Genomic DNA, 22,677 nt, shown 5'->3' with positions numbered 1-22,677 from the left:
GGACCGGTCAGCTGCCGCCGGCGGGGAGGGCCTCGAGCATCACGTCGGGGTTGTCGCGCGCGGTGACCATGGCCCGCCACTGGTCCACGAACAGCGCCAGCCGCGTGCCGTCGCTGCGCTCGAGGACCTCGACGCCGCGGATGCCGGCGAGCGCCGCGGCGCCGGCGGCGTCCGTGCGCCGGGCGACCTGGTAGTCGAGCCGCGAGAACCGGATGGGGGAGTTGAACTCGTGGGTCATCCGGTCCTCGACGACCTCGAACTGCATGGGGCCGACGGCGGCGAGGACGGGGTTCTGGTCGCCGCGCAGGTCCGAGCGCAGCACCTGGACCACGCCCTCCTGGTCGAGCTGCTCGATGCCGCGACGGAACTGCTTGTAGCGACCGATGTCGCCGGCGCTGGCCGTCACGAAGTGCTCGGGCGCGAAGCTGGGGACCGGCGGGTACTCGATGGGGTCGCCGACGTAGACGGTGTCGCCGACCCGCAACGACTGCGCGTTGACGAAGCCGACGATGTCGCCCGGCTGCGCGGTCTCGACCGACGTGGTCTCGCGGCCGAAGACCGCCTGGGCGAACTTCGTCGCGAAGGGTCGCCCGGTCGTGGCGTGGGTGACGACCATGCCGCGCTCGAACGTCCCGGAGACGACCCGGGCGTAGGCCAGGCGGTCGCGGTGGGCGTTGTTCATCCCCGACTGCACCTTGAACACGAAGGCGCTGAAGTCGTCCTCGACCTTGCGGACCGAGCCGTCGACGCCCTCGGTCGGGCTCGGGTCCGGTGCCAGGTCGAGCAGCAGGTCGAGCAGCTGGGCGACACCGAAGTTCTGCAGGGCCGAGGCGAACATGACGGGGGTCGTCTCGCCGGCCAGGAAGCGCTCCTGGTCGTGGTCGGCCTCGTCGAGGGCGAGCAGCTCGTGCTCCTCGACCGCCGCCGCCCACGTGGCGGCGTCGTCCGGCTCGACCTCGTCGGGGCCCATCCGTCGCTCGGGCGCACGGGTCGCGCCGCCGGCGGTGCGGGTGTACTTCACGAACTCACCCGTGCGCCGGTCGATGACGCCGCGGAAGTCGCCCGCCTCGCCGACGGGCCAGGTGAGGGGCGTGGGCCGCAGCTTGATCTTCTCCTGGATCAGGTCCATCAGCTCGAGGGCCGAGAGCCCGGGGCGGTCCCACTTGTTGATCACGGTGATCACCGGGATGCCGCGCAGCGCGCACACCTTGAACAGCTTGAGGGTCTGCGGCTCGAGCCCCTTGCCCGCGTCGACCAGCATCACCGCGGAGTCGACCGCGGACAGCACCCGGTAGGTGTCCTCGGAGAAGTCGCTGTGGCCGGGCGTGTCGACGAGGTTGACCACGTGGTCGCGGTAGACGAACTGCAGGGCGGCGGAGGTGATCGAGATCCCGCGCGCCTTCTCCATCGCCATCCAGTCCGACACCGTGGCGCGCCGGTCGCCCTTGCCGTGCACGGCCCCGGCTTCGGTGATCACCCGCGCGTGCAGCGCGAGCGCCTCGGTCAACGTGGACTTGCCGGCGTCGGGGTGGCTGATGACGGCGAACGTACGACGGGGACGGGTGTCGGGCACCGGGGAAATCTACCCGTCGGGGCGTGCCGACCCCCAGCCCACGGCTCAGCGATCGTCGTCACGCTCGCGGGCGACGGCGTCCTCCTTGTCCTGCACGAGCTCCTGCGCGACCAGGCGGATCTTGCGGTTGCTCGTGCTCGAGTCCCGCAGCAGGTAGTTGAACGCCGCCTCCTTGCCGATGCCGTGGCGCTCCATCAGCAACCCGATCGCCGTGCCGATGACCGTGCGGGTGCCGATGGCGGTCTTCAGCTGGTCCGCGGACTCCACGTGCCCCAGCGCGGCGCCGGCCTGGACGGCGAAGTGCTCGGCCACGCCGACCGACCCGCCGTCGATTTGCTCGGTCGTGGTCGAGTGCAGGTTGAGGCAGATGGCGCCCCGGGAGTCGCTGAAGAGCATGATGCCGAGCTGCGAGCGCAGGCCCAGGGGAAGGGCTCGCCTGATGTAGGCCGGCCACCGCTGCTCGTGGCGTGCGTCGTTGACGAGCACGACCTCGTCCAGCTTGCCGGCCTCGACGCACGGCCCGCCGCGCGCCTCGGACTGCACGCGGTCGAACTGCCGGGCGAGGTCCGTCGTCACGGCGAGCGTCTCGAGGTGGCGGTCCTCACGGATGCGGGAGACGCTGACGTGCTCGAACTCCGGGAGGCAGCGGGCCGCCTGCTCGACGATCTCCTGCAGCACGTCGGAGGGCGTCCGGTGCTTGGCCATCGCCTGGGTGGCCCGCGTGAGCGGCTCCAGGGTGTCTCGTTCCATCAGTCGGGTGGCTCTCTTCGCGCACAACGCCGTGCTTCGGCAGCCACATGATGCCATTGCCACCCAAGCACCAGTGCGTCGCGACGTGCCCGGTGGCGCGGCTCACGGTGCGGGTGGTGCGGCGGCCAGGCCGGGGTCCTCCCCGGCCTCGGCCAGGGCGTCGTGCACGAACCCGCTCGCCAGCAGGTTGCCGACCGTGTCGGCGACGAACCGGGCGGCCGCGTCCGTCCGGTCCCGCGGGATGCCGACGGCCTGTCGGATCTGCATGAACGCGGGCTCGAGGACGCGATGCGTCGGGTGCTGGGCGACGAACGCCACGGCCGGCTGGCGAATGCCCGCGCCGACGTCGAGGTGCTCGGCGAGGTAGACGTCGATGCCGTCGGTGCCGCGCACCACCTCGGCCTCGCGGAGGGTGCGGGTGAGGAACAGGTCGTAGGCCGACCCCTCCTTCACGCCGACGCGGGTGCCGGTGCGGTCGACCTCGCCGGCCGAGGCGGGGCCTCGGCCACGTTGGGTGACGTAGACGCCCTCGATCGCGAGGTAGGACGGGCTGAAGCGGACCTCCGCCTCCCGCGCTGGGTCGACGGCCAGGAAGGTGAGGTCCGCCTCGCCGCCCGCCATCGCGGCGTACGCCTCGCGCGCGGCGTGGAAGCAGAGGAGCTCCAGCGGCACGTCGAGGCGTGCGGCGAGCTCGCGGGCGATGGCGACCGTGACGCCGCCCGGTTCGTCGTGCGTCCCGTGGGCGAGCACCGGGTTGCCGAGGTTGATCGTGGCGCGCAGGACCCCGGTGGGCGCCAGGTCGCGCACGACGTCGTCGGAGGGTCTCATCGCGACGACGTCCGGAGGTGACGACCCGGAGCCGGGGTGTCCGGCGCGGACGCAGCACAGCGACTCATGGGGGTCGTCACTGGTGGTCCGGGACGCGCTCGAAGACCGCTGCGAGACCCTGGCCGCCGCCGATGCACATGGTCTCGAGGCCCCAGCGCGCCTCGCGGCGGCGCACCTCGTGGGCGAGGGTGGCGAGGATCCGGGCGCCGGTCGCACCGACGGGGTGGCCGAGGGAGATGCCGGACCCGTTCGGGTTGAGGCGGTCGTCGCCCGGGTCCACCTTCCACTCGCGCAGGCACGCGAGCACCTGCGCGGCGAACGCCTCGTTGAGCTCGATCACGTCGATCTCGTCGAGGGTGAGCCCGGCGCGCTCGAGGGCGGCGGCGGTCGCGGGGACCGGGCCGATGCCCATCACCTCCGGGCCGACGCCGGCGACGGCCCACGACCTCAGCGCGAGGAGGGGGCGCAGGCCGCGGCGGTCGGCTTCCTCGCGTGTGGTGACCAGGCACATGGCTGCTCCGTCGTTCTGGCCGCTGGCGTTGCCGGCGGTGACGGTCGCCCCGGGGTCGACCTTCTGGCGCACGGGCCGCAGGGCGGCGAGCTCCTCGAGGGTGGTCTTCGGTCGGGGGTGCTCGTCGCGGTCGACCACCACCTCGGGCTGTCCCCGGCGGCCCGGCACGGTGACGGGCACGAGCTCGTCGTCGAACCTGCCCGCGTCGTGGGCCGCGCCGGCCCGCTGCTGCGAGCGGACGGCGAGCTCGTCCTGCTCCTCACGGGAGATGCCGTAGTCGCGGCGCAGGTTCTCCGCCGTCTCGAGCATCCCGCCGGGGACCGGGTGGTCCCTGCCGCCGGCGGTCTCACGGGCCCGGTCGAGGCGGTCCACCAGCTCGACGCCGCCGCTGCGGACGCCGGTGCGCAGGCCGAGGGCGTAGTGCTCGACGTTGGACATCGACTCGACGCCACCGGCCACGACCACCGTGGCGGCACCGCTGGCGACCTGCCCCGCGGCGTGGAGCACGGCCTGGAGTCCGGAGCCGCAGCGGCGGTCCAGCTGGAGGCCGGGCACGCCGGTGCCGAGGCCTGCGTCGAGGGCGGCGATCCGGCCGATGGCGGGGTGCTCGCCGCTGGGGTAGGAGTGGCCGAGGACCACGTCGTCGACGTCGCCCTCGCCCAGGCCCGTACGCCGGACGAGCTCGCGCAGCGTCTGCGCGGCGAGGTCCGTGGCGGAGAGCGGGGCGAGCGCGCCGCCGAAGCGGCCCACGGGCGTGCGGACGGGCTCGCAGATCACGATGTCGACCATGGGGCCGACGCTATCCGAGCGCGCGGGCCGGCTCGGCGGGGGCGGGAAGTGCCGGCGCTGGTGCCGGCGGCTCGAGGCGCGGGGGATCGACCCGGTTCGTGTCCTTGAGGTAGATCCAGCCGACCCCGCCGTAGGTGAAGACGTTGATGCCGACGGCGGCGACGAGGAAGACGAGCGTGGCGACCACGGCGACCTCCTCGTGTCGACGACCGGGTCACCTCGAGTGCACCACTGCCGCGGGGGCGGCGCCTCACTCGTGGCGGGGGAGGGGTCCCACGTCGCTGTGGCGGCCGGGGCGCAGCCGTGCGTGCCGGAGACCCGGTCCGGGGCCGTCCTTGGCGGCGAGCGCATCGGCGACCACGCCGGTGGCGAAGGCGTACACGGCCTTGTGCAGCAGGTCCACGGCCAGCTCCTTGCGCGGCCAGGTCTGCGGAGGTGCGCCGACCCCGGTCAGGTTCTCCAGGACCTGGTCGGTGGTGAGCCGCACGACCATGAACTTGGCCGACGACACCGGACCCCGCAGCCCGGCCTGCGCCATCAGCGACCGCACCGCACCGACGAGCGCGGCCTGGCCGTAGTGCATCGTCAGGTTGAGGACCCGATCCTTCCTCTGCTCGGGCAGACCGGTCACCCTCGCCAGCACCCGGGCCGGGACGTACGAGTCCGGCCGCCCGGTGAGCCGCTGCTCGAGCTTCTCCCCGGCCGTCATCGCCGCGGCGCCCACCGCGCCGGCCACCAGGCCCTGCCACACCACCCGTCGGATCATGCCCAGCCGTACCCGGGTCGCCGGGGGTCATGCCGGTGGGGGCGCTCCTCTGTGCGGCCGGTGCCGGGTGTGCCTGGCGCTCCGCCGGGCGGTGGCTGGGCGGCATTCCTGCGTCCAAGGACGTGGCTGGCGCACCGCCGGCGGGCTCGATGTGCGACGTGGCCTGCGGAGGAAGCTGTGCTTCGGGGCGGGGGTGACTGGTCTGTACACGTGCCACTGCTTGGCCTGTTTGCACCGAGGCGAATCGTGTCTGCGGCTGCACGGGATGGGGCTCGCATCAGGGGAGCCTGGGCGAGCAGGGCGACGGCCGTCCGATGCCGGGACGTGCCGGTGGCCCCGCCGTGGTCAGGTCGGCGGGGTGTGGGGCGGGGTCATGGTCGCTCGGGTGGAGCCGGCTCGTGGTCGGACGAGTCGGGACCGGGGATGCGGGTGGTGCCGGTGTGGTCGCGTCGGTAGCAGTGGCCGTGCGGGCTGGTCCACTCGTAGACACCCGGCGCGGTCACGGCGTAGCGCCAGGCTGTGTGGGTCTTGAGTCGGTGGTGCCAGCGGCACTCCGGTGCGAGGTTCGAGGGCACGGTCGGCCCCGGCTGGGGAGTGCCCTCGGCGTCGGCGTCGTGGTCGTACGGGACGACGTGGTCGATGTCGCAGCCCCGGGCGGGGCGGGTGCACCACGGGAACACGCAGGTGCGGTCGCGCAGGATCACCTGTTCGCGGATCCGGTCGGGGATGTCGTAGCCGGGTGAGGTGAGCTCGGCGGTCAGGTCGATGAGCGGCTTGACGGTGACCTTGGTGCGGGAGTCGCGGCACCAGTCCTTGACCTGCTCGAGGAGGACGAGCCGCTGGCCCTCCTCCATCCGGCCGGTGGGACCGAACACGGTGTCCAGCCGGTCGAGCCCGTCGAGGCTGGCGTCGAAGTGGGCGTGCAGGACGACTTCCCGGGCGATGGGCAGGCCGTCCTCGCTCCTGGCGGCGGTCGAGCCTTGGGCGTGGAGGTCGAGCGCGGTCTGGGTCCGGGCCAGGTCGCCCAGCGCTTGCGAGCGACGGGAATCCAAGGGTGCTGCCGAGCCGAGTGCCTTCAGCGTCCCCGCGCCGTGGGCGAGGGCCCGGTCCAGGTCGAGGGCGTCGGCGATGTCGAGCTCGGCCTCGAACCGCATGGTGCCGGCGTAGTGCACGTCCTCGGAGTGGAGGGTGGCGTGGCGCGGGTCGACCGACAGGTAGCCGTCCTCCGGATCACTCGTGGGGTCGTGGGCGTCGAGGTGGTGGCGCTTGATCGTCTCCGCGACCAACCGGTCCAGCTGCGCGGGACCGACCCGCCCGGCGACGGCCGCGACCTGGGCGTCGACCCACCGCGCTGCTTCGACCGTGAGGGACGCGGTCGAGTGGATCGTGGCTTCCGCGACCGTGCGGGCCCGCCACGCCGGCACCGCACCGGCCTGGACCTGCGCCCACAGGCGTGGGAGGCGGTGCCGCAGCTCGAGCGCATGGCCGATGAGCCGCTTCGCCGACGTGGAGGAGATGCCGAGGACGGTGCCGAGCTCGGCGATGCAGAACTCCGCCACCGCCGGACAGCCCTCGCCGGCGATGGGCTCCTCGTGCTCGAGGCCGTAACGGCCACCGTCGGCGAAGACCGCGGCGGTGTGGATCGACTCCGGCGGGTGCAGGTCCGCCCACCGGGCGGCCACCTCCAGCACGTCCGCTGCCGCGCGGTCCTCAGCGGCCTTCCGGTCGCGGGCGAGTGCCAGCAGCGCGGAGGCCGAGAGGTCCTCGACCTCTGCCTCGGGTGCCGCTGCCAGCGTCTCGATCATGTGTTCGATTCTACGGTGGACCACCGACAACGGCGCGAGCTCGGACAACGCCGTGGAAGGGGTCTCGATACGCCTCGTTCCCCGGCTACTCGACCACCGAGAGCAGTGAGGTCTCGATACGCCTCGCTCGCGCCTCGCTCGGCTACTCGACCACCGAGAGCAGTGAGGTCTCGATACGCCTCGCTCGTGCCTCGCTCGGCTACTCGACCACCGAGAGCAGTGAGGTCTCGATACGCCTCGCTCGCGCCTCGCTCGGCTACTCGACCACCGAGAGCAGTGAGGTCTCGATACGCCTCGTTTCTCGGCTACTCGACCAGCGACGTGGGAGGTCTCGATACGCCTCGTTCCTCGGCTACTCGACCACCGAGGAGACCGCCGAGCCCCCGGGCACCCACCCCCACCCCTGCGGTCGTGAACGCGTGTGCCGTGCCCGCTGGTGGGTACCGCATCGGTCCGAGACCACGAGGTCGAGACGACGAGAGGGAGGGCCCCGTCATGGCGACGAACCGGCTCAGGAACGACAAGCGCGCCGAGGGAGGCGTCCGGATGACCGACGACAGCCTCCGGGTGCGGCAGCTCAGCCACTACCAGTTCTCCTGGACCGCCGGGGAGGGCGGCCAGAGCGGCACCTGGACGCTCCAGCTGGTGCTGGACGAGGGAGCGTGGGAGGAGGTCCTCACCGTCACGGCGGAGGACGCCGACAACCTGCAGGACACCCTGCGCAACACGAAGAGCGTCTTCTACGACATCGACCGTCGCGTGTTGATGTTCGGGGTGACGAAGAGCGGCGAGTGACCACGAGCGGCGAGTGAGAACGGGGCCGTGTCGTGCATCGGTGGTCGTCCTGGCTGAACGGCACCCTCGCGCTGGGGAGCGTGGGGGTGTGCGCCGCGCTGGTCACGTGGGGGCCGTTGCGGCTGGTGGCGGTGGCCATCCCGGTCACCTGCATCGTGACGCTCGCGCACGTGCTGGTGCGCGTCGAGCACCGGACCACCGGGGGCGTGCTCGGGACGTGCGTGTCGGTCGTCCGGTCGTCCGCCTCCGCCACGTCGCTGCTCCTGCTGGCCTACGTCCTCGCGTCCCTGCACCTCGGGCTCGGCCTGCTGCTCGTGGCCGGGCTGGTGGTCACCGCGCCGCCGGTGCGTGACGCCGTACGACGACGCAGCCGGCTGCAGCGGGTCGGGTGGAACCCGGCCGCACCGGACCCGGCGGCGGTCACGCCGAGCGGCGTCGCGCACCTGACCGACTCCGAGCTGACCCACGCCTGGTGCCACACGTCGCGGGCGTTGGACGGTGTCACGCACCCCGGCCGGCGGCTGGCGCTGGTGGTCACCCGCCAGCACCTGCTCGACGAGATGTGGGCCCGCGACCGCGAGGCGCTCGAGGCGTGGGTCGCCTGCGGTGCCCGACCCGCCGACCGGCCGCCGCGCTACTTCCGCCAGCCGTGACGGCACGGGTCCGCTAGGCCGGTCCCGGCTCGAGGACGACGACCGACCACGACACGGGCGGCAGGGTCAGCGTGATCGCGTCGCCGTCGACGCGGAGGGTGCTGTTGTCGCGCACCCCGACCCGGGTCGGGTCGGCGAGCGTGTTCACCGCGTGGTGGTCGTCGTCGTGCAGGGTCCGGGCGTGGCCCCTTGCGAACGCCCGCCCGCCGGCGACGACGACGTCGAGCTCCACGGGCCCGGACTGCGAGCGGTTCACGACGAAGAGGCTGACTGTGCCGTCCTCGTCCCGCGTGGCGGCGGCGTCCACGAGCGGGACCACGCCGTGGCGCGCGGTCTCCTGCTCGTCGCACTCGATCCGCACGGGCAGGCTCGACCCGCGGGCGTGGCGGGACGTGAGCGCGAACGGGAAGAACGTGGTCTGCCGCCAGGCCGGACCGCCCGGCTCGGTCATGACGGGGGCGATGGCGTTGACGAGCTGGGCCAGCGAGGCGCTCCTGACCCGGTCCGCGTGGCGCAGCAGCGAGATGAGCAGGCTCCCCACCACGACGGCGTCCGCCACCGTGTAGACGTCCTCGAGCAGGCGCGGCGCCCGCGGCCAGTGGTCGAGCGAGGTGATCCGCTCCTCCGCCTGGAAGCGGGAGAGGTACCAGACGTTCCACTCGTCGAAGGAGATGTCGACGCGGTGCTCGCTGCCCTTCACGGCGCGGACGTGGTCGATCGTCGCGACGACCGAGTCGATGAAGGCGTCCATGTCGACGGCCGAGGCGAGGAAGCTCGCGAGGTCGCCGTCGCGCTCCTCGTAGTAGGCGTGGCAGGAGATGAGGTCGACCTCGTCGTAGGCGTGGGTCAGCACGGTGCGCTCCCACTCGCCGAAGGTCGGCATGTCGCGGCTCGAGGACCCGCACAGCACCAGCTCGAGGTCCGGGTCGAGGAGCCGCATGGCGCGCGCGGTCTGCGCGGCGAGCTTGCCGTAGTCGTCGGCGGAGCGGTGCCCCAGCTGCCAGGGCCCGTCCATCTCGTTGCCCAGGCACCACGTGCGTACGCCGAACGGGTGCGGGCGGCCGTTGCGCGCCCGCTCGTCCGTGCGGGTCGTGCCGCCGGCGACGTTGGCGTACTCGAGCAGGTCGAGTGCCTCGAGCGTCCCGCGAGTGCCGAGGTTGAGCGCCAGCACCAGGTCGCTCCCGACCTCCTCGAGCCACTCGGCGAACTCATGGAGGCCGACCTCGTTGGTCTCGGTGGAGTGCCAGGCCAGGTCCAGCCGCGTGGGGCGTGACTCCCGCGGTCCCACCCCGTCCTCCCACCGGTAGCCGGACACGAAGTTGCCACCGGGGTAGCGAACGGCGCTCACGCCCAGCTCGCGCACCAGCTCGACGACGTCGGTGCGGAAGCCGCGCGCGTCGGCGCTCGGGTGGCCGGGCTCGTGGACGCCGGTGTGGATCGCGCGGCCCACGTGCTCGACGAAGGCACCGAACAGGCGCCGGTCGACGGGGACGCCGGGGCGCTCGAGGTCGACGACCAGCCGGGCCTGCCCGCTGCTCACCGGTCCACCACCACCTCGAGGTCCGGCCGGTCGGCCGAGAGCTCCACCGTCGCTGTGCCGTCAGGGGTGGTCACCGAGTAGGTGCCCGCCCAGCCGTGCAGGACGACGCTGCCGCGCTCGTCGGTGCGCGCGTAGGTCGGGGCCAGCCACCACTCCTCCTTCACCAGCCTGCGCAGGGCGTCGTACGCCGGCTTCGGGGTGCCGTCGGCGCGGACGAGGCCCGACGGCGCCCCGAGCCACGCCCCCGCGTCGGTGATGCCCCAGTAGGTCACCGCGGCGACGGAGGGGTGGGACAGCAGCGTGCGGTAGTGCCGGACGATCTCGTCGGCCTGCCGCTCCTCGCCCTCGGCGGTGGAGGGCCAGTGCTCCGGCTGGAAGTCGTTGAGGTCCTCGATGTGGGCCGGCATCGTGTCGCCGGACACCAGGGTGGTCTCGCTGAGGTGGAGCGGCAGGCCGTAGCGCGCGAACCGGTCGAGGACGGCGAGCGTGCGGTCCTCGCCCCAGTAGCCCTGGTGCATGTGGCTCTGGAGGCCGATCGCGTCGATCGCGATCCCGGCCTCGAGCACGCCCTCGATCAGGCACTCGTAGGCGGTCGACATGTCGAAGTCGTTGAGGACGAGGGTGGCCCGCGGGTCGGCCGTCCGGGCCTCGTCGAACGCCAGCCGGATCGTCGCCAGGCGGCCTCGGCTGCGGCACAGCCGCGTGACGGCGTTGGTCGTCTCCTCGTTGTCGAAGACCGGCATGATCACGACCTCGTTGATCACGTCCCACGTCGGCACGAGCCCGTCGAAGGCCGACACCTCCCGGCGGACCCGCGCGCGGACCGCCTCCTCGACCTCGGCGTCCGGGAGCTCGTCGAGCCAGGTCGGCGCCAGCGTGTGCCACACCAGCGGGTGGCCCTTCGTCGCGACGCCGCGCTCCTGCAGCCAGCGGGCGGTGACGAGGAGCCGCTCGGTCTGCGGCTCGCCCCGCACGGGCTCGAACCCCTGCCAGTAGAAGGGCAGCGTGGCGGTGTTGAACACGTCCAGCCACAGGTCCACGAGCCGCGCGGCGGCGTCCGGCTCCGCGCCACCGAAGACGTTGCCTGCCGCCGTCGTCTCGCCATTGGCGAGGCCGACGAAGTCGAAGCCGATGTTGCCGAACGCGAACGCGTGCCGCTGCTGCTCGACGACCACGTCGGTGCCGGCGAGCGGCGTGCCGTCGCTGCGTCGTACGGTCACGTCGGCGCGCAGCACGCGGTGGTCCAGGGGACTGTGCGAGTCGACGTCGCGCGGGCTCTGAACCGGGTCGAGCGAGGGCATGGGACCTCCAGCGAGGGGCGGGACGTGTGAAGGACATCACGGGAACGGATCGATGTAAAACGTTATCGATAACGATTGACAAGGGGTAGAACCGTCGTTCAGGGTCATCCAGTGTGGTCCACGTCACTCCGGCGTGGCGCGGATGAAGGAGGATCTCGATGCCTAGGAGCACCCGAGTGGCGGGACTCGCCGCTCTCTGCGCCGTCACGTTGATGACAGCGGCCTGCGGTGGCGACGACAGCGCCTCAGGCGACGGCGACGCCAACACGATCACCTGGTGGCACAACTCCAACAACGAGCCGGGCAAGGGCTACTACGAGCAGGTCGCCAAGGACTTCGAGGCCGAGAACCCCGGCATCGACGTCAAGGTCAGCGCCATGGCGCACGAGGACATGGTCAGCAAGCTCGAGGCGGCGTTCCAGAGCGGCGACGTGCCGGACGTCTACATGGAGCGCGGCGGCGGCGAGCTCGCCGACCACGTCGAGGCGGGGTTGACGAAGGACCTCTCGGAGGCGGCGTCCGAGGAGATCTCCAAGCTCGGCGGCAACGTCGCCGGCTGGCAGGTGGACGGCAAGACCTACGCCCTGCCGTTCTCGGTGGGCGTCGTCGGCTTCTGGTACAACAAGGCGCTCTTCGAGGAGGCCGGCATCGAGGCGCCGCCGACCACCATGGACGAGTTCTACGACGTGGTCGACCAGCTCAAGGCCGCCGACATCACGCCCGTCTCGGTCGGTGCCGGTGACAAGTGGCCCGCTGCCCACTACTGGTACTACACCGCCCTGCGCACCTGCCCCCAGGACGTCCTGGAGGGTGCCGTGACCAGCCTCGACTTCTCGGACCCGTGCTTCGTCGAGGCGGGTGCGGCGCTCGAGGACGTCATCGCGGCGGAGCCGTTCAACCCCGGTTTCCTCACCACGCCCGCGCAGGAGGGAGCGACCTCCGCCTCCGGCCTGCTCGCGACCGACAAGGTCGCCATGGAGCTGGCGGGTCACTGGGAGCCGGGCGTCATGCAGGGACTCACCGACGACGGCAAGGGCCTGGGGGAGGACACGGGTTGGTTCCCGTTCCCCGAGGTCGAGGGCGGCGCGGGTGACCCGACGGCACAGCTCGGCGGTGGTGACGCGTGGGCCGTCGCAGAGGGCGCGCCCGACGAGGCCGTCGACCTGGTGAGGACGCTGCTCTCGGACGAGGTGCAGACCGGCTTCGCCGAGAACGACATGGGCCTGCCGACCAATCCGGCCGCGGGCGGTGCCGTGAGCGACCCGGCGCTCGCCGAGCTGCTCAGCGTGCGCGACGAGTCGCCCTACATCCAGCTCTACTTCGACACCGCCTTCGGCACGTCCGTCGGTGGCGCGATGAACGACGAGATCGCGCTCCTCTTCGCCGGTCAGGCGAGCCCGGAGGACGTCGTCGAGGCCACGCAGCAGGCTGCCGACCAGGAGATGTGATCACGAGCATGACCGATCAGGGCGCCACGATGGTGGCAACTCGACCGGAGGAGGGGGCCGCCCGCCGCGCGACGTCGCGCCGGGCGGCCGCCCGGCCGCCGCGCCTCGGATGGGGTCAGCGCCTCGAGGTGCTGCTCTTCGTGGCCCCGGCGCTCGTCCTGATGTCGATCTTCATCGTCTGGCCGGTGGTCTCCGCCGTGCGGATGTCGTTGTACCGATGGAAGGGCTTCGGCCCGATGGACGACTTCGTCGGCTGGCAGAACTACAGCCTGGTGCTCGGCGACGACGTCTTCACCGGTGCCGTCGGGCACAACTTCACGATCGTGGTGGCCTCGATCGCGGTCCAGCTCCCGATCGGCCTGGGCCTGGCCCTCCTGCTCAACCGCAACATCCGGTTCCGCGGCGTGCTGCGGACCGTGGTCTTCGTGCCGTACGTGGTGGCCGAGGTCATCGCCGGCGTCATCTGGTTCCAGCTGCTGCAGCCCGGCTACGGCCTCGTGGACACCCTCGTCGGAGCCGTCGGCCTGACCCCGCCGGAGCAGGGTTTCCTCGGCAGCCCCGACATCACGTTGTGGACGGTGTTCGTGGTGCTGACGTGGAAGTACGTCGGGCTGGCCGTGCTGCTCTTCCTCGCCGGTCTGCAGAACATCCCGCAGGAGCTCTACGAGTCCGCGCAGATCGACGGCGCCTCGTGGTGGCAGACCCAGTGGCAGATCGCCGTCCCGCTGCTGGGGCCCACGATCCGGACCTGGGCGTTCCTCTCGATGATCGGCTCCATCCAGCTCTTCGACATCGTGTGGGTGCTGACCGGTGGCGGCCCCGCCAACGCGACGACCACGATGGCGACGTACCTCATCAACCAGGGCACCTCCCGGGGCAACTACGGCATCGCCGGCGCCGCGTCGGTCGTGCTGTTCGTCATCGCGCTCGTGATGGCCGTGCTCTACCAGGCTCTCGTCCTGCGCCGCGACAGCCAGGAGGCACGATGACGACCGGGACGGGGACGCAGAGGTTCGGCGGCGGGGGACCGCTGGTCTACGGGCTGGCTGCGATCGTGGCCGCGCTCACCCTCGGGCCGGTGGTGTACGGCGCGCTCGGCGGCTTCCGCAGCAACGAGCAGCTGGCGCGGGACCCGGCCGGCCTGCCCGACCCGTGGGTCGGCACCAACTACGAGAACGTCTTCAGCAACAGCGGCTTCTGGACCTATGCCCTCAACTCGACGGCGATCGCAGTGATCACGACCGTGGTCACCGTCCTGTGCGGCGTGATGGCGGCCTATCCCCTCGCCCGCTACCGGTTCCGCTTCCGTGAGCCCCTCTTCATGGTCTTCGTGCTCGGGCTGCTCTTCCCGCTCGCGGTGGCGATCATCCCGCTCTTCATCCTCATCACGCGCAACCTCCAGCTCGGCAACACCTGGTGGGGCGTCGCGCTGCCGCAGGCTGCGTTCGCGCTGCCGATGACGGTCGTGATCCTGCGGCCGTTCCTGATGGCGCTGCCCAAGGAGCTCGAGGAGGCGGCGCTCATCGACGGCGCCTCGCGGGTGAGCGTGTTCTGGCGCATCGTGCTGCCGCTGTCGGTGCCCGGGATGATCACCGTGGGGGTCCTGGCCTTCGTCGCCTCGTGGAACTCCTACCTGCTTCCCCTGCTGCTGCTGCGCGACGAGATGCGTACCCTGCCCCTCGGGGTCGCCGACTACTCCACCGAGTTCTCGGCCGACACCGCGGGCGTCCTGGCGTTCACCACCATCGCCATGATCCCCGCACTGATCCTGTTCCTCGCGCTGCAGGGCCGGATCGTCAACGGCCTCCAGGGCGCGGTCAAGGGCTGAGGGCACGCTGATGGCGGATGCTGACGGGAGAGGCGGGGTGTCACGGGTGAAGGAGCGCATCGTGGAACCGACGGACACGGCGGTGCCGGTGCACGGTGACGCGCGCCGCGGCATGGGGCGGGTGACCATGCAGCAGGTGGCGGCGGAGGCCGGGGTGTCGGTCTCGACCGTCTCCAAGGTCATCAACGACCGCTACGGCGTGGCGAGCGAGACCTCGCGGGTCGTCACCGAGGTCATCGAGCGGCTCGGCTACGAGGCCAGCCTGGTCGCGCGCAGCCTGCGCAACCGGCGTACGAACGTGATCGGCGTGCTGGTCGCGGACTTCGAGCCGTTCAGCACCGAGGTGCTCAAGGGCGCCGCCGACGCGATCCGCAGCACGGGCTACGAGCTCGTCGCCTACTCCGCCGGCGGCCGGGTCGACGCCCACGTCGGGTGGGAGCGCCGCTACCTGTCCCGCGTCATGGGCACCCTGGTCGACGGGGCAGTGCTCGTCACGCCGACCATCACCGAGGTGCAGTACGAAGGACCGATCGTCGCGGTCGACCCGCACACCGGACCATCCGACCTGCCCACCGTCACCGCCGACAACCTCGGCGGCGCGCGGCTCGGGGTCGACCACCTGATCGCGCTCGGGCACCGCCGCATCGGCATGGTCACCGGCCGCCCCGACCTGGTCTCGGCGCAGCTGCGCGAGCAGGGCTACCGCGACTCGCACGCCGCCGCGGGGATCGCGGTCGACGAGCAGCTCCTCGCGGCCGGTGCCTTCGAGCCCGAGCCCGCCCGCGCCGCAGCCCGCTCCCTGCTGGAGCTGGCCGATCCGCCCACCGCGATCTTCGCGGCCAACGACCTCTCCGCCCTGGCCACCCTGGAGGCCGCCGCGGAGCTGGACATCGACGTGCCCGGCCGCCTGTCGGTGGTGGGCTTCGACAACATCCCGGAGTCCGCGCTCGCGCACCCGCCTCTCACGACGGTGCAGCAGCCGATCCGGCAGATGGGAAGGGAAGCGATATCGATGCTCGTCACGCTGATCACCGGCGACCACGTGGTGGAGGAGGTGCACGTCAGCCTGGACACCACGCTGGTGGTGCGCCGATCCACGGCAGCTCCGGGCGGCGCCTCATGAGCGAGGTGTGGCAGGACCCGACGGCCGAGGTGGCCGAGCGGGTCTCGGACCTGGTGTCCCGGATGACGCTGGAGGAGAAGGTCGCCCAGCTGTCCGGGGTCTGGGGCGTCGACCCGACCGTGGGCGACATGGCGCCGATGCTCCGCGACGCGATGGGACCGGTGCTCCCGTGGGAGGAGGTCATCGCCGACGGCCTCGGCCAGCTGACCCGCCCCTTCGGCACCGAGCCCGTCGAGCCCGCGGAGGGCGTGCGCGCGCTGGCCGAGCGGCAGCGCCAGGTCGTCGCGGCCAACCGCTTCGGCATCCCGGCCCAGGTCCACGAGGAGTGCCTCACGGGCCTCGCCGCCTGGCGGGCCACCGTCTACCCCTCGCCGCTGTGCTGGGCCTCGTCCTTCGACCCTGCGCTCGTGGAGCGGATGGGTGCCCGGATCGGGGCGACGATGCGCAGCCTCGGCGTGCACCAGGGCCTCGCGCCGGTGCTCGACGTGGTCCGCGACCTGCGCTGGGGACGCGTCGAGGAGACGATGGGTGAGGACCCGTTCTGGGTCGGCACGACCGGCGCGGCCTACGTCCGCGGCCTGGAGAGCGCCGGCGTGGTCTCCACGCTCAAGCACTTCGCCGGCTACTCCGCCTCCCGCGCGGCCCGCAACCACGCCCCCGTCGGGATGGGGCCCCGCGAGCTCGCCGACGTCATCCTGCCGCCGTTCGAGATGGCGCTGCGCGCCGGAGCCCGCTCGGTGATGAACTCCTACACCGACACCGACGGGGTGCCGGCGGCGTCCGACCGGGCCCTGCTCACCACGCTGCTGCGCGACACCCTCGGCTTCGACGGGACGGTCGTGGCCGACTACTTCTCCATCGCGTTCCTGTGCACCCTGCACCACGTCGCCGAGACCGACCAGGACGCCGCCGGCCTCGCGCTGGAGGCGGGCATCGACGTGGAGCTGCCCTCGCCCAACGCGTACGCCGACCCGCTGCTCGCCGCGGTGGTCGCCGGCAAGGTCGACGAGAAGCTCGTCGACCGGGCGCTCTTCCGGGTGCTGCGCCAGAAGTGCGAGCTCGGGCTGCTCGATCCCGGGTGGCGACCCGTCGAGTCGTCCAAGTCGCTCGACCTCGACGACCCCGAGTCGCGGGAGGTGGCGCTCGAGCTCGCGCGTCGCTCGGTCGTCCTGCTCAGCAACGACGGCACGCTGCCGCTGCGGCCCGACGCCAGGCTCGCCGTCGTCGGCCCCCGCGCCGACACGTTCGAGGCGATGCTGGGGTGCTACTCCTTCCCGATGCACGTGCTGGTGCACTACGACGGCATCGAGCGCGGTGTCGACATCGCGACGGTGCGCGAGGCGCTGGCCGCCTCGCACGACGTCACCCACGCGCTCGGCTGCCCCGTGCTGGGCGGCGACGACAGCCAGATCGAGGAGGCGGTCGCGGTGGCCGCGGAGGCCGACGTGTGCGTGGTCGTCCTCGGCGACCAGGCGGGCCTCTTCGGCAACGGCACCTCGGGGGAGGGCTGCGACGTGGCCGACCTCCGCCTGCCCGGACGCCAGGAGGAGCTGCTCGAGGCGTTGCTCGCGACCGGCACCCCCGTCGTGGCCGTGTTGCTCGTCGGCCGGCCCTACGACCTCAGCCGGCAGGCCGACCGGCTCGCTGGCCTGGTCTGCGGGTTCTTCCCGGGCGAGGAGGGCGCCCGCGCCGTCGCGGACGTCCTCACCGGCCGGGTGGACCCGTCGGGACGCCTGCCGGTGAGCTTCCCTGGCGCCGGCTCGACCCAGCCGTCGACCTACCTCGCGCCCACCCTCGGGCAGCGCAGCGAGGTGAGCGTGGTCGACCCGACCCCGCTGTTCCCGTTCGGCCACGGGCTCTCCTACGCGAGCCCGACCTGGGGGCCGGTCACCTCGGCCGGCGGCACCACCTGGGACGTCGAGGGCACCGCCGAGGTCTCCGTGGAGCTGCGCAACGACACCGACCGCCCGGTGAGCGACGTGGTGCAGGTCTACCTCCACGACGTTGCCGCCTCGGTCGTCCGGCCCGTCCAGCAGCTCGTCGCGGCCGCCCGCGTCGACCTGCCCCCGGGCGCCGCCCGGCGCGTCACCATCGGGCTGCACGCCGACCTCACCTCGTTCACCGGGCGCGACCTGGTGCGCATCGTGGAGCCCGGCGCGGTCGAGCTGTGGGTCGGTGCCTCGAGCGCCGACATCCGCGGCACGGTCGCCCTGGACCTCACGGGGTCCGCGCGGCAGGTGGGCGCCGAGCGCGTGCTCGAGCCGACGGTGGCGATCGAGACGCCCTGATGCAGGTCGACTGGCCGCTGGAGCAGGCCCGGGCCCACCACCCCGACCTGCCCGCACCGGACGACCTCGCCCGGTTCTGGGCCGACACCCTCGACGAGGAGCCGGTGGAGGTCCGCACCGAGCCGGTCGACAACGGCCTGCTCGGCGTGGACTCCCACGACGTGACCTTCACCGGCCACGGCGGCGCGCCGGTGCGGGCGTGGCTGCACCTGCCCGCCGCGCCCCTCGTGTCCGGCCGGCTGCCCGGTGTCGTCCAGCTCCAGGGCTACAACGGCGGACGCGGCCTCGTGCACGAGCACGTCTTCTGGGCGACGGCCGGTTTCGCACACCTCGTCGTCGACACGCGCGGGCAGGGGAGCGGCTGGACGACCGGCGCGACGGCCGACCCCGGCCCGAGCGGCCCCTCCCAGCCGGGGTTCCTCACCCGCGGCATCGAGGCGCCCGAGACCTACTACTACCGACGCGCGTACGCCGACGCGTGCCGGGCCGTGGAGGTGCTTCGCGGGCACCCGGCAGTCGATGCGCGGCGGGTGGTCGCCGCGGGCGCCAGCCAGGGCGGCGCGCTGGCGCTGGCCGTCGCCGCCCTCGTCCCCGACGCGGTGGCCGCCGTCCTGTGCGACGTCCCGTTCCTGTGCGACGTGCGGCGCGCGGCAGCGATCGCGCAGTCCGACCCCTACCTCGAGCTGGTCCGCTACCTCGCCGCGCACCGCGACCGGGTCGAGCAGGCCTTCGCCACGCTGGCCTACTTCGACGGTGCGGTGCTGGCCCGGCTCGCGACCGCCCCGGCCCTGTTCTCCGTGGCGATGATGGACCAGGTCTGCCCGCCCACCACCGTGTTCGCCGCCTACAACGCCTACGCCGGTCCCAAGGACATCGAGGTCTACGAGTTCAACGGGCACGAGGGCGGCGAGGCGTTCCAGCGCTCGCGCCAGCTCGAGTGGCTGGCCACGACCCTGGCCCCAGCCCTCTGAGCGACGACAGGGCGCCGACCGTCTGCGAGCATCGGGCCATGGACGTCGAGCTGCTCAGCGCCGACCGGCTTCGCTTCGACGACGGGACCCCCGTGCGGGCCGCGTCGGCCGTCGCGGCCCTCGGCGACGGCCACCTGGTGGTCTCCGACGACGCCACCCACGCGGCATGGTTCCGCCGCGGGACGGCGACGAGCGTACGGCTCCTGCCGCCCGTCGCCGGGCACGAGCTGTTCGACGAGGCCTCCGGCACCAAGCACCTGAAGCCCGACCTGGAGACCGCCTGCCGGGTCGAGGTCGACGGCTCGCCGGCGCTCCTGGTGATGGGCTCGGGGTCGTCGCCGGCGCGGATGCGGTGGTGCCTGGTGCGGCTCGAGGACGACCGACCGGCGAGCGTGGTCGCCGACATGGCCGACACCTACGCCTCGGTCGCGGCCGCGCTGGACGTCCACGCCGACGTGCTCAACCTCGAGGGCGCCTGCCTCGTCGACGGCACGCTGCGCTGGTTCCACCGGGGGCTGCCGTCGGCCGGCCTGCCCTCGGCCAGCGTCGACCTCGACCTGGCCGCCGCCCTCTCCGTCCTGCTCGGTCGGTCGGGCGCGGCGGACCTGACGCCCACCCGTCCCGTGCACTACGACCTCGGCACCGCGGAGGGCGTCGGCCTGGCCGTCACCGACGTCGTCGCCCTGCCCGGCGGCGACCTCCTCGCCAGCGCGGCGGCCGAGGACAGCCCCAACGTGCGGGACGACGGACCGGTGGTCGCCTCGGCCCTGGCGCGGATCCGCGGCGACCGGGTCGTCGACGTCGTGCCGCTGCCCGAGCTCGACGGCAGCGTCATCAAGGTCGAGGGACTGATGGTCCTCGACGCCGACGAGGAGCAGGCCACCCTGCTCGCGGTGACCGACGTCGACGACCCGGACGCCGCGTCCTGGGAGGCCCGGCTCAGGGTCCGGCTGTGAGGTTCTGCTGCGAGGTCCTGCTGGGTGCCGGCGACGCCCGGGCGAGACCGTCAGCCCTCGACCGAGCCGTCGTGCCGGCCGAGCCGCACGGAGTGACCCGCGCGGATGCTGGTGGCGATCTCGCCGATCGTCGCCTCCGACACCGCCCTGATGCCGCGGCCCTGCAGCTGCTCGCGCAGCGTCTGCTCGACGTCGATGTCGGGGGTGCGGGTGTACCTCGTCGCGGTCGCGTCGACCGCCTCCTGCGCCACGTCCTGAACGGGCGCTCCCAGGTCTCCGTCACGGGCCATCTCGAACTCCATCCGGTTGCAGTACCCCGAGCCGTCGGGTCGATGAACCCGGGGGCACACGTGTCCGAGTCGCTGCCCCCGCGCGGGGCCTACGGGGTCCGCGACCGGGACACGTGTCCGAGTTGCTGCCCTCGCGGCGGGCGTACGGGGTCCGCGACCGGGACACGTGTCCGAATTGCTGCCCCGCCGACGCCCCCACCGGCAGCGCGCCGGCGCCTGCCGCATGCCCGCACGCCCGACGGGGTAGCGGAGGGCGTACGGCACCTACCGAGACGAGGACGGCGAGCATGGCTGACGACTTCAAGAAGGGCGACCACGTGACGTGGAAGAGCCACGGCGGCACGGCCGAGGGCGAGGTCGTCCGCAAGATCACCGAGGACACCGAGGCGGCCGGGCGGCAGGTGCGAGCCAGCAAGGACGAGCCGCAGTACCTCGTCAAGAGCGAGAAGAGCGGCGGGGAGGCCGTGCACAAGGGCTCGGCCCTCACGAAGAAGTGAGCACCGAGGAGCAGGTCGACGTGGTCCTGCGCGGCGGGGCCGGTGACGGCATGCTGGCCGTGGCCGACGCTGCCGGCGCGGCGGTGTCCTTCGAGGACGTCGGGGGCGGGTCGATCACCTACGTCCCCACCGACCGGTCGGAGGAGCACGACGGCCGGCAGATGGCGGTGTACGAGCCGGCTACTTGATGCCGGTGCGCGCGAGGCCCTGCACGAAGTAGCGCTGGAGCAGGACGAAGAGCAGCACCAGCGGCAGGCAGGTGATGAGGGCGGCCGCCATCAGCCCGCCGTAGTCGGCGTCGTACTGCCCCTGGAGGAAGCGCAGCGAGACCGGGAGCGTGTAGAGCGCCGGGTCCTTGAGCGCGATCAGCGGCCAGAGGAAGTCGTTCCACTGCGCCATGAAGGCCAGCAGGACCAGGACCGCGATGAGCGGCTTGCAGAGGGGCAGCACGATGCGGAGGAAGATCCGCACCTGCCCGGCGCCGTCCATGGTGGCTGCCTCGATGAGCTCGTCGGGGATCGCCAGCAGGAACTGGCGGGCGAGGAAGATCCCGAACGCGGTCGCGGCGGACGGCAGGATCACCGCCCAGAAGGTGCCGAACAGGCCGAGGTCGATCACCGTGCGGAACTGCGGGAACATGATCGCCTGGGCCGGGATCATCATCGTGGAGATGATCAGGACGAACACGGCGTCCCGGCCGAGGAAGCGCAGCTTGGCCAGGGCGTAGCCGGCCAGCAGGTTGACCGTCACCGAGAGCGCGGTGGTGATGCCGGCGACCATCACCGAGTTGAGGAACCAGGTGCCGACCGGGAACCGGTCGAAGAGCCGGGTGAAGTTCTCCGTGGTGAACGCGTCGGGCCACAGCTGCGCGCCCGAGTCGAAGAGGGCGTCGCGCGGGGTGAAGGCGACCACGAGCATGCAGTAGAGCGGGAACAGCATCACCGCGCACACGACGGCGACCACGAGGAAGCGCACCCAGCGGCTCACCGGACACCTCCGCTGCGGGCCTCGCGCCGCTCCCGATGGAGCCGGAGGACCACGACCACGAGGGTGAGCAGGAAGATCACCACGCCGATCGTCGAGCCGTAGCCGAAGTCGCGGGTCGGCCCGAAGCCCTGGTCGTACGCGTACGTCACCAGCATCTCGGTGTCGTTGCCCGGGCCGCCGCCCGTCATCACGTAGACGATGTCGAACACCTGGAAGGACCAGATGATGTTCATGACGACGAGGAAGAAGGTCGGCGCCGACAGCATCGGCACGGTGACCCACCAGAAGCGCTGCACGGCGCCCGCGCCGTCGACCTGGGCCGCCTCGTGGATCTCGCGCGGCACGTCCTGCAGCGCGGCGAGGTAGATGACCATGGCGAACCCGACGCGCGTCCAGACGGTCATCACGACCACCGACACCATGGCGAGGGTGCCGTCGGTCTGCCACCGTACGTCGTCGATGCCGACCGCGGCGAGCATGCCGTTGAGCATGCCGACCCCCTCGTCGAACATCAGCAGCCCGATCAGCGCGACGACGAGGCCGCTGATGACGATCGGCACGAAGATGATCGTCCGCAGGACGGTGCGGGCCGGCACGGCGGTGTCGAGCAGCACCGCGAGCACCAGGCCGATCGCGATGCTGGTCGGCACGGTGGCGAGCGTGAACACCAGCGTGTTGGTCAGCGTGCGCCAGAAGACGTCCTCCGACAGCAGCCGCCGGTAGTTGTCGGTCCCGACCCAGCTGCTCGGTCCGAACGACGAGACGTCCTGGAACGACATCAGGATCGCGGAGACGAGCGGGACGAACAGGAAGAGGACAAGCAGCACGAGGTTGGGCGAGACGAAGGCGTAGCCGACGAGCGACTCACGCCACGAGCGGCCGGCCGGTCCCGTCCGCCCCGGACCGTTGGGGAGAGGCGCCCCAGCGGTCGGGGGCGTGGCGGCCGGGGCCGCCTGCGTGGACGTGCTCATGCCCGGT

23 protein-coding genes are annotated in these 22,677 nt (G+C 72.3%); 11 read left to right on the top strand and 12 right to left on the bottom strand.

Annotated features, from left to right (window positions below; genetic code table 11):
* Positions 1-7: 7 nt before the first annotated feature.
* The 7 genes from HN031_RS18140 to HN031_RS18110 form a co-directional block, all read right to left on the bottom strand.
* The gene (locus tag HN031_RS18140) at positions 8-1,573 is read right to left on the bottom strand and encodes a peptide chain release factor 3 (RefSeq protein WP_172273417.1); all 1,566 of its coding nucleotides are present in this window, start codon (positions 1,571-1,573) and stop codon (positions 8-10) included.
* 45 nt (positions 1,574-1,618) lie between these two features.
* Positions 1,619-2,323: a GAF and ANTAR domain-containing protein gene (locus tag HN031_RS18135; RefSeq protein WP_172273415.1), complete on the bottom strand. Its 705-nt coding sequence runs from the start codon at positions 2,321-2,323 to the stop codon at positions 1,619-1,621.
* Between the two features lie 102 nt (positions 2,324-2,425).
* On the bottom strand, positions 2,426-3,151 hold the full coding sequence (locus HN031_RS18130; protein WP_172273413.1) for a transporter substrate-binding domain-containing protein: 726 nt from the start codon (positions 3,149-3,151) through the stop codon (positions 2,426-2,428).
* Positions 3,152-3,227: 76 nt separating this feature from the next.
* A complete protein-coding gene (locus tag HN031_RS18125) occupies positions 3,228-4,451 on the bottom strand; it encodes an acetyl-CoA C-acetyltransferase (RefSeq protein WP_172273411.1) in 1,224 nt (407 codons plus the stop codon).
* Between the two features lie 10 nt (positions 4,452-4,461).
* The gene (locus HN031_RS18120; RefSeq protein ID WP_172273409.1) at positions 4,462-4,638 is read right to left on the bottom strand and encodes a hypothetical protein; all 177 of its coding nucleotides are present in this window, start codon (positions 4,636-4,638) and stop codon (positions 4,462-4,464) included.
* 63 nt (positions 4,639-4,701) lie between these two features.
* Entirely contained in the window at positions 4,702-5,217 is a 516-nt protein-coding gene (locus HN031_RS18115) for a hypothetical protein (RefSeq protein ID WP_172273407.1), read from the bottom strand.
* A 371-nt stretch (positions 5,218-5,588) separates the two neighbouring features.
* Positions 5,589-7,022, bottom strand: coding sequence for an HNH endonuclease signature motif containing protein (locus HN031_RS18110; RefSeq protein WP_172273405.1), 1,434 nt, complete (start codon positions 7,020-7,022; stop codon positions 5,589-5,591).
* A gap of 495 nt (positions 7,023-7,517) precedes the next feature.
* Here HN031_RS18110 and HN031_RS18105 point away from each other — a divergent pair, with 495 nt between their 5' ends.
* Both HN031_RS18105 and HN031_RS18100 read left to right on the top strand, forming a co-directional pair.
* Positions 7,518-7,817, top strand: coding sequence for a hypothetical protein (locus tag HN031_RS18105; protein WP_216652533.1), 300 nt, complete (start codon positions 7,518-7,520; stop codon positions 7,815-7,817).
* 32 nt (positions 7,818-7,849) lie between these two features.
* On the top strand, positions 7,850-8,470 hold the full coding sequence (locus HN031_RS18100) for a hypothetical protein (RefSeq protein WP_172273402.1): 621 nt from the start codon (positions 7,850-7,852) through the stop codon (positions 8,468-8,470).
* Positions 8,471-8,483: 13 nt separating this feature from the next.
* Here HN031_RS18100 and HN031_RS18095 read toward each other — a convergent pair whose 3' ends face one another.
* Positions 8,484-10,010: an alpha-N-arabinofuranosidase gene (locus HN031_RS18095; protein ID WP_367650814.1), complete on the bottom strand. Its 1,527-nt coding sequence runs from the start codon at positions 10,008-10,010 to the stop codon at positions 8,484-8,486.
* Positions 10,007-11,311: an endo-1,4-beta-xylanase gene (locus HN031_RS18090; RefSeq protein ID WP_172273399.1), complete on the bottom strand. Its 1,305-nt coding sequence runs from the start codon at positions 11,309-11,311 to the stop codon at positions 10,007-10,009. Before HN031_RS18090 ends, HN031_RS18095 begins: the two co-directional genes overlap by 4 nt.
* 158 nt (positions 11,312-11,469) lie before the next feature.
* Between HN031_RS18090 and HN031_RS18085 the strand changes: the two genes are divergently transcribed.
* The 7 genes from HN031_RS18085 (at position 11,470) to HN031_RS18055 (ending at position 19,925) form a co-directional block, all read left to right on the top strand.
* Entirely contained in the window at positions 11,470-12,759 is a 1,290-nt protein-coding gene (locus tag HN031_RS18085) for an ABC transporter substrate-binding protein (RefSeq protein ID WP_172273396.1), read from the top strand.
* Between the two features lie 8 nt (positions 12,760-12,767).
* Complete coding sequence (locus HN031_RS18080; protein ID WP_172273393.1) at positions 12,768-13,748, top strand: carbohydrate ABC transporter permease; 981 nt, start codon at positions 12,768-12,770, stop codon at positions 13,746-13,748.
* On the top strand, positions 13,745-14,587 hold the full coding sequence (locus HN031_RS18075) for a carbohydrate ABC transporter permease (RefSeq protein WP_172273390.1): 843 nt from the start codon (positions 13,745-13,747) through the stop codon (positions 14,585-14,587). The genes HN031_RS18080 and HN031_RS18075 overlap by 4 nt, the downstream gene beginning before the upstream one ends.
* 61 nt (positions 14,588-14,648) lie before the next feature.
* Positions 14,649-15,710: a LacI family DNA-binding transcriptional regulator gene (locus HN031_RS18070; protein ID WP_367650813.1), complete on the top strand. Its 1,062-nt coding sequence runs from the start codon at positions 14,649-14,651 to the stop codon at positions 15,708-15,710.
* Positions 15,707-17,998: a beta-glucosidase gene (locus HN031_RS18065; RefSeq protein ID WP_172273387.1), complete on the top strand. Its 2,292-nt coding sequence runs from the start codon at positions 15,707-15,709 to the stop codon at positions 17,996-17,998. Before HN031_RS18070 ends, HN031_RS18065 begins: the two co-directional genes overlap by 4 nt.
* The gene (locus HN031_RS18060) at positions 17,998-18,969 is read left to right on the top strand and encodes an acetylxylan esterase (protein WP_172273384.1); all 972 of its coding nucleotides are present in this window, start codon (positions 17,998-18,000) and stop codon (positions 18,967-18,969) included. The genes HN031_RS18065 and HN031_RS18060 overlap by 1 nt, the downstream gene beginning before the upstream one ends.
* Positions 18,970-19,007: 38 nt before the next feature.
* Positions 19,008-19,925 (top strand): hypothetical protein, encoded by a 918-nt coding sequence (locus tag HN031_RS18055; protein WP_172273381.1) that lies wholly within the window; start codon positions 19,008-19,010, stop codon positions 19,923-19,925.
* Positions 19,926-19,975: 50 nt separating this feature from the next.
* Here the strand turns inward: HN031_RS18055 and HN031_RS18050 are convergent, their stop codons facing one another.
* Positions 19,976-20,215, bottom strand: a complete 240-nt coding sequence (locus HN031_RS18050; RefSeq protein WP_172273378.1) for a hypothetical protein — start codon at positions 20,213-20,215, stop codon at positions 19,976-19,978.
* Positions 20,216-20,502: 287 nt separating this feature from the next.
* On the opposite strand from HN031_RS18050, the gene HN031_RS18045 reads away from it, so the two are divergent.
* Together HN031_RS18045 and HN031_RS18040 are read left to right on the top strand one after the other, a co-directional pair.
* Complete coding sequence (locus tag HN031_RS18045) at positions 20,503-20,712, top strand: DUF2945 domain-containing protein (RefSeq protein ID WP_172273375.1); 210 nt, start codon at positions 20,503-20,505, stop codon at positions 20,710-20,712.
* On the top strand, positions 20,709-20,900 hold the full coding sequence (locus HN031_RS18040) for a hypothetical protein (RefSeq protein ID WP_172273372.1): 192 nt from the start codon (positions 20,709-20,711) through the stop codon (positions 20,898-20,900). Before HN031_RS18045 ends, HN031_RS18040 begins: the two co-directional genes overlap by 4 nt.
* Here HN031_RS18040 and HN031_RS18035 read toward each other — a convergent pair.
* Together HN031_RS18035 and HN031_RS18030 are read right to left on the bottom strand one after the other, a co-directional pair.
* Positions 20,893-21,699: a carbohydrate ABC transporter permease gene (locus tag HN031_RS18035; protein ID WP_216652532.1), complete on the bottom strand. Its 807-nt coding sequence runs from the start codon at positions 21,697-21,699 to the stop codon at positions 20,893-20,895. The genes HN031_RS18040 and HN031_RS18035 overlap by 8 nt on opposite strands.
* The gene (locus HN031_RS18030; RefSeq protein ID WP_172273369.1) at positions 21,696-22,670 is read right to left on the bottom strand and encodes a carbohydrate ABC transporter permease; all 975 of its coding nucleotides are present in this window, start codon (positions 22,668-22,670) and stop codon (positions 21,696-21,698) included. The genes HN031_RS18035 and HN031_RS18030 overlap by 4 nt, the downstream gene beginning before the upstream one ends.
* Positions 22,671-22,677: the final 7 nt, after the last annotated feature.

This window comes from Nocardioides sp. zg-1308 (assembly GCF_013155375.1).
Taxonomy (GTDB): Bacteria; Actinomycetota; Actinomycetes; order Propionibacteriales; family Nocardioidaceae; genus Nocardioides; species Nocardioides renjunii.
Note: the sequence above shows the minus strand (reverse complement) of the source record. Positions and strands in the feature narration are given on the sequence as shown.